Source organism: Tychonema sp. LEGE 07196, assembly GCF_963890365.1.
Lineage (GTDB): Bacteria > Cyanobacteriota > Cyanobacteriia > Cyanobacteriales > Microcoleaceae > Microcoleus.
This window is the reverse complement of the sequence record NZ_CAWPRX010000180.1, coordinates 1-4,929: the sequence shown is the minus strand read 5'-3', so window position 1 is coordinate 4,929 and position 4,929 is coordinate 1. Positions and strand designations below refer to the sequence as shown.

The window sequence follows — 4,929 nt, the reverse complement described above, 5'->3', positions numbered from 1 at the left end:
TTCCAAACCGCAGCCATCTCAAAACAGTTTAACTTTCCCTTGGGGCCCACAGCCAATCCGCACCCCAGATTAAAGCCGACATCCACAGGGGGGCCTGATATTTTGTCAAAATGCAGCCCGTCACAGCGTAACTCGCCACGGCGATCGCCAGTGGGCCCCAAGGGAAAGTTAAACTGTTTTGAGATGGCTGCGGTTTGGAATATTGAGTCGGAAACTCTTTTTTCCTTTTCGGGGTAGTAAGCTTTAGACTGTTTTGAACTCGCCGCGCTTTCCTCGCGGCGCTGCGCCCCGAAGGCTTTCTTCCCCGCTCGGTTTGTCTATTTTTAGTGGTAAATTGTTTCTTGCTTAAAGAGTTGTTTTGAGTTGAAACTTTTTGGGATGAGGCTTTGGGGCGGGTTTGACGGCGCTGGGAACCGTGCCTGCCGGCTGATTTTCCCGAACGCCTTCTCAGCGGCTTTTCCGGCGGCGCTGGGGGTGGCGCAGGCTGTGGCTGCTGAAACGGTTTGTCGATCGACTGCGATTCCGGCTGACTGAGAAACAACACCAACTCTTCGTAAGCTTGATTAATTTCTATTAATCTTTGTTCAGCTTTTTGTTGCAGGCGATCGCCAGGGGGCAACCGATCGGGATGCCACACAAACGCTAAATCCCTGTAAGCGCGTTTAATTTCTTCTAAGGAAGCTCCAGGCTCAATTTCGAGGATTTCGTAGCATCGATTAATGTCAGCCATAGGCTTCGATATGCAGGTATTCGTAAATTTACGCGCGTGCGTTGGCGAAGCCTGTGCGATAGCACTTAGCTATCCCGATCGGGAATCGTACTTCTTATCTTTTAGCATTCTCAGGCAAGCTGCACAATCAGCCGATCGCGATCGAGCGTCAAGCGTTCTCAAGTCTGCTACCGAGTCGATTTTCGCACTGAAAAAGATTTGATATTTTTGATTTGAGAATTGCGAATAACTGATTGTACAAGGGTTTAGAGCTTATTAGCAGTTGCGTTATTTTTTGAAACAGGCATCACAACTGGCTACAATGAGAAAATACTTTCGCGCGATCGCAATCTGTGTCAGTGTCGGCAAATCAAGCTCCCACCTTCATCTTAGTTGACGGCCACTCCCTGGCCTTTCGTTCCTACTTCGCCTTCGCCAAAAGTCGAGACGGAGGCTTGCGAACTACCACAGGCATTCCCACCAGCGTCTGTTTTGGCTTTCTCAAGTCGCTGCTGGAAGTTATGGCCGCCCACGATCCCCAGTACATGGCGATCGCCTTTGACCTCGCCACGCCCACTTTTCGCCACGAAGCAGACGAAACTTACAAAGCAGGTCGTCCCGAAACTCCCGAAGATTTTATTCCCGATCTCAAAAACCTGCAAGAACTCCTCACCTATCTCAATTTGCCAGCAGTCACCGCTGAGGGCTACGAAGCTGACGATGTTTTGGGAACTTTAGCCAACAAAGCCAGCGCCGCCGGTTATGCGGTTAAAATCCTCACGGGCGATCGAGATTTGTTTCAATTAGTAGAAACCGACAAAAACATCAGCGTCTTGTATTTGAGTACCGACGAGCTCAGGCGATCGGGAAAAGGCAAATCTCAAGAATACGGCCCCGAACAAGTTAAAGAAAAACTCGGTATTTTGCCCGAACAAGTAATAGATTATAAAGCTTTGTGCGGCGACAAATCCGACAACATTCCCGGAGTCAAAGGCATCGGCGACAAAACCGCCCTGCAATTGCTAGAAGCTTACAACACCCTCGACGGAATTTATGCAGCCATTGATGAGATTAAAAACGCCACCAAGAAAAAGCTAGAAGAAGGCAAAGAAGCCGCCTATCATTCTCAGAAGATGGCGACAATTGTCCAAGACGTTCCCTTAGAAATCAACTTAGAAGATTGCCAGCTTATAGGTTTTGATGAATCAGCCTTGATTCCCATGCTGGAAAAGTTGGAATTCAAAACATTTTTAACCAAAGTTAAACAAATTCAAAAGCGGTTCGGCGGTGCGGAAAAAGAAAGTTCGGCAGCGGATTCTGTAACGGATTTAACGGATGTTCGGAGGGAAGGTTCGGCAGCGGATTCTGTAACGGATTTAACGGATGTTCGGAAAAAGGGAGAAGTTACAGTCTCTGAATTGCCTAACGCTGATAATTCAAATGATTTTTCCGCTGCAAGTTCTGAAATTTCAGAAGCAGACGAATTGTGGTTTTTTAGTGCGGCAGAAACCAAAGCCGCGCAACAAAAAAACAAACTGCCAATCCAACCCCGAATCATTCAAACAATAGAACAGTTAAACGAATTAGTCCAACTGCTAGAAACCCACACCGACAAAAACTCGCCCGTGGCGTGGGATACCGAAACCACCGCCCTCGAACCGCGAGATGCCGAATTAGTAGGAATTGGCTGCTGTTGGGGAACCGGTGAACAAGATTTAGCTTACATTCCCACGGGACACAAAACGGGTAAAAACTTGGACAAAGCCACGGCTTTAAATGCTTTGCGTCCGATTTTGGAAAGCGAAAATTATCCCAAGGCGCTGCAAAATGCTAAATTCGATCGCCTGATCCTGCGCTGTCAAGGAATCAAACTCGCTGGAGTCGTATTTGACACCATGCTAGCCAGTTACGTACTCAATCCAGAAACCAGTCACAGTCTCAGCGAATTGTCAAGGCACTACTTAGGCATTGTCGCAGAAAGCTACAAGGAATTAGTACCCAAAAACAAAACAATTGCTGACATCAGCATTGTGAAAGTAGCTGACTACTGCGGTATGGATGTTCACACCACATTTGGGTTAGTAAGTAAACTTAGAGCAGAATTGGATAAAGCTGATGAAGCTAGCTTTCCGGGAAAGTCATTGCAGGATTTACTGCTGAAAGTAGAACAGCCTTTAGAGCCAGTTTTAGCTGAAATGGAATACTGCGGAATTCGCATTAATTCAGCTTATCTCAATACCCTCTCGCAAGAGCTAGAAATAAAATTAGCCCAACTTGAAGAAAATACCTATGAAGCAGCGGGGAGAAAGTTTAATTTAGGTTCGCCCAAACAATTAAGCGAAATCTTGTTAGAAAAAATCCCCGAACAGTTTCAGAAAAAATCTCGCAAAACAAAGACGGGATACTCTACAGATGCCGCTGTTTTGGATAAATTGCAAGGAGACCACCCGATTGTAGACGATTTATTAGAGTACCGAACATTATCCAAATTAAAATCAACCTATGTCGATGCTTTGCCGCAGTTAGTACGTGGGGATACCGGGCGAGTACATACAGATTTTAACCAAGCTGCAACGGGTACGGGTCGGCTTTCTTCTTCCAATCCCAATTTACAAAATATTCCCATCCGCACCGAGTTTTCGCGGCAAATTCGCAAGGCTTTTTTACCGGAGTCTGGTTGGCTGATGGTGTCGGCTGACTATTCTCAAATTGAGCTGCGAATTTTGGCTCATTTGAGTCAAGAACCGGTGTTGATTGAAGCTTACCAAAATAACCGAGATGTGCATACGGTGACGGCTCAACTGCTGTTTGAAAAAGAGGAAGTAACGCCGGATGAAAGACGGTTTGGGAAAACGATTAATTTTGGGGTCATCTATGGTATGGGGGCGATCAAGTTTGGGCGATCGATGGGCAAGTCTTCGGCAGACGGGAAAAAGTTTATTGAACGATTTAACGAGCGTTACAGTAAGGTTTTTGAATATTTGGAGAAAGTAAAAAAAGAGGCGATCGCCCTAGGCTACGTTTCCACAATTCTCGGCCGCCGCCGCTACCTAAACTTCGAGAGCCCAACACTCGCTGAGTTTAAAAAAGAACGTCGCAACCCCGAAGACATTCACTCCAGCCTACTTAAATCTCTCAACAGAAATGACGCCCAATCTTTGCGGGCTGCAGCCAACGCACCGATTCAAGGCTCAAGTGCAGATATCATTAAACTTGCCATGATTGAGGTAGACAAAATTTTGCAAAACTATCAGGCGCGGCTGTTATTGCAAGTTCACGACGAATTAATCTTTGAAGTACCTCCCGATGAATGGGAAGAATTGCAGCCAAAAATTAGAACGGCGATGGAAAATGCTCTGCCGCTTAGCGTACCGCTAATAGTTGACATCCACGCGGGGCAAAATTGGATGGAAACTAAATAAACAGACAGAAATATGAACCCAACCAAAATCACCCTTTCTCCTAAAATCACCAGCTTGAGTGCACTTTTTCTGCTGTTCCTACTCTCCGGTTGTCCGCAAAAGCTACCGCCCAACAATTATGCTGTGAAACGAGTCAGCGACGGCGACACCCTTGTCGCCAGCGATAGCGCCGGGAAGGATATCAAAGTGCGTTTTGCTTGTATAGACGCACCGGAAATTGCCCACACGAACGCTGAAAAAAACAGTAAAAAAGCAGCAGATAAGAATCAGTTTAAGTGGGGAAATCTAGCCGAGCAAAGAATGCAGCAGCTAGTCAAAAAAGGGGGCGGGCGCGTTATTTTGACTGTCACCGATACCGATCGCTACGGTCGCAAAATTAGCGAAGTTCGCTTGCCAAACGGCACATTTGCCCAAGAAGTTTTGCTGCGCGAAGGATTAGCAATGGTTTACCGTCCTTACTTAAAAAACTGTCCTAGTGCAAGTATTGTGGAACAAGCGGAAGCCGAAGCTAAGAAAAATCGCCGCGGCGTTTGGGGAGATTCTAAGTTTGTTCCCGCTTGGAATTTTCGGAAGAAATGATTTAGTTAGTTGTTAGTTGTTAGTTGTTAGTTGTTAGTTGTTAGTTGTTAGTTGTTAGTTGTTAGTTGTTAGTTGTTAGTTGTTAGTTGTTAGTTGTTAGTTGTTAGTTGTTATTAGTCAACAGTTAACAGTCAACAGTCAACAGTTAACAGTCAACAGCCAACAGCCAACAGCCAACAGCCAACAGCCAACAGCCAACAATTCCCCATTCCCCATTCC

Annotated in this window: 4 protein-coding genes; 3 read left to right on the top strand and 1 reads right to left on the bottom strand. The window is 46.0% G+C overall.

Going from position 1 to position 4,929, the window contains the following annotated elements; translation table 11 throughout:
* Positions 1-28 precede the first annotated feature (28 nt).
* Positions 29-730 carry a J domain-containing protein gene (locus AACV78_RS21435; protein WP_194074423.1) on the bottom strand — a complete coding sequence of 234 codons (702 nt, stop codon included), beginning with the start codon at positions 728-730 and terminating at the stop codon, positions 29-31.
* Between AACV78_RS21435 and AACV78_RS21430 the strand changes: the two genes are divergently transcribed.
* The 3 genes from AACV78_RS21430 to AACV78_RS21420 all read left to right on the top strand — a co-directional run bounded on the left by AACV78_RS21430 (position 720) and on the right by AACV78_RS21420 (position 4,710).
* Positions 720-932 carry a hypothetical protein gene (locus tag AACV78_RS21430; protein ID WP_194012462.1) on the top strand — a complete coding sequence of 71 codons (213 nt, stop codon included), beginning with the start codon at positions 720-722 and terminating at the stop codon, positions 930-932. The two genes, AACV78_RS21435 and AACV78_RS21430, sit on opposite strands and share 11 nt — an antisense overlap.
* A 136-nt stretch (positions 933-1,068) precedes the next feature.
* Positions 1,069-4,131, top strand: coding sequence for a DNA polymerase I (gene polA / locus AACV78_RS21425; protein ID WP_194012461.1), 3,063 nt, complete (start codon positions 1,069-1,071; stop codon positions 4,129-4,131).
* A gap of 12 nt (positions 4,132-4,143) precedes the next feature.
* Positions 4,144-4,710 carry a thermonuclease family protein gene (locus tag AACV78_RS21420; RefSeq protein WP_194012460.1) on the top strand — a complete coding sequence of 189 codons (567 nt, stop codon included), beginning with the start codon at positions 4,144-4,146 and terminating at the stop codon, positions 4,708-4,710.
* Positions 4,711-4,929: the final 219 nt, after the last annotated feature.

What these genes read in the sequence shown, in the direction of transcription:
- AACV78_RS21435 (WP_194074423.1), bottom strand. Translation starts at nt 730, where the DNA reads ATGGCTGACATTAATCGATGCTACGAAATCCTCGAAATTGAGCCTGGA.
- AACV78_RS21420 (WP_194012460.1), top strand. Translation starts at nt 4,144, where the DNA reads ATGAACCCAACCAAAATCACCCTTTCTCCTAAAATCACCAGCTTGAGT.
- AACV78_RS21430 (WP_194012462.1), top strand. Translation starts at nt 720, where the DNA reads ATGTCAGCCATAGGCTTCGATATGCAGGTATTCGTAAATTTACGCGCG.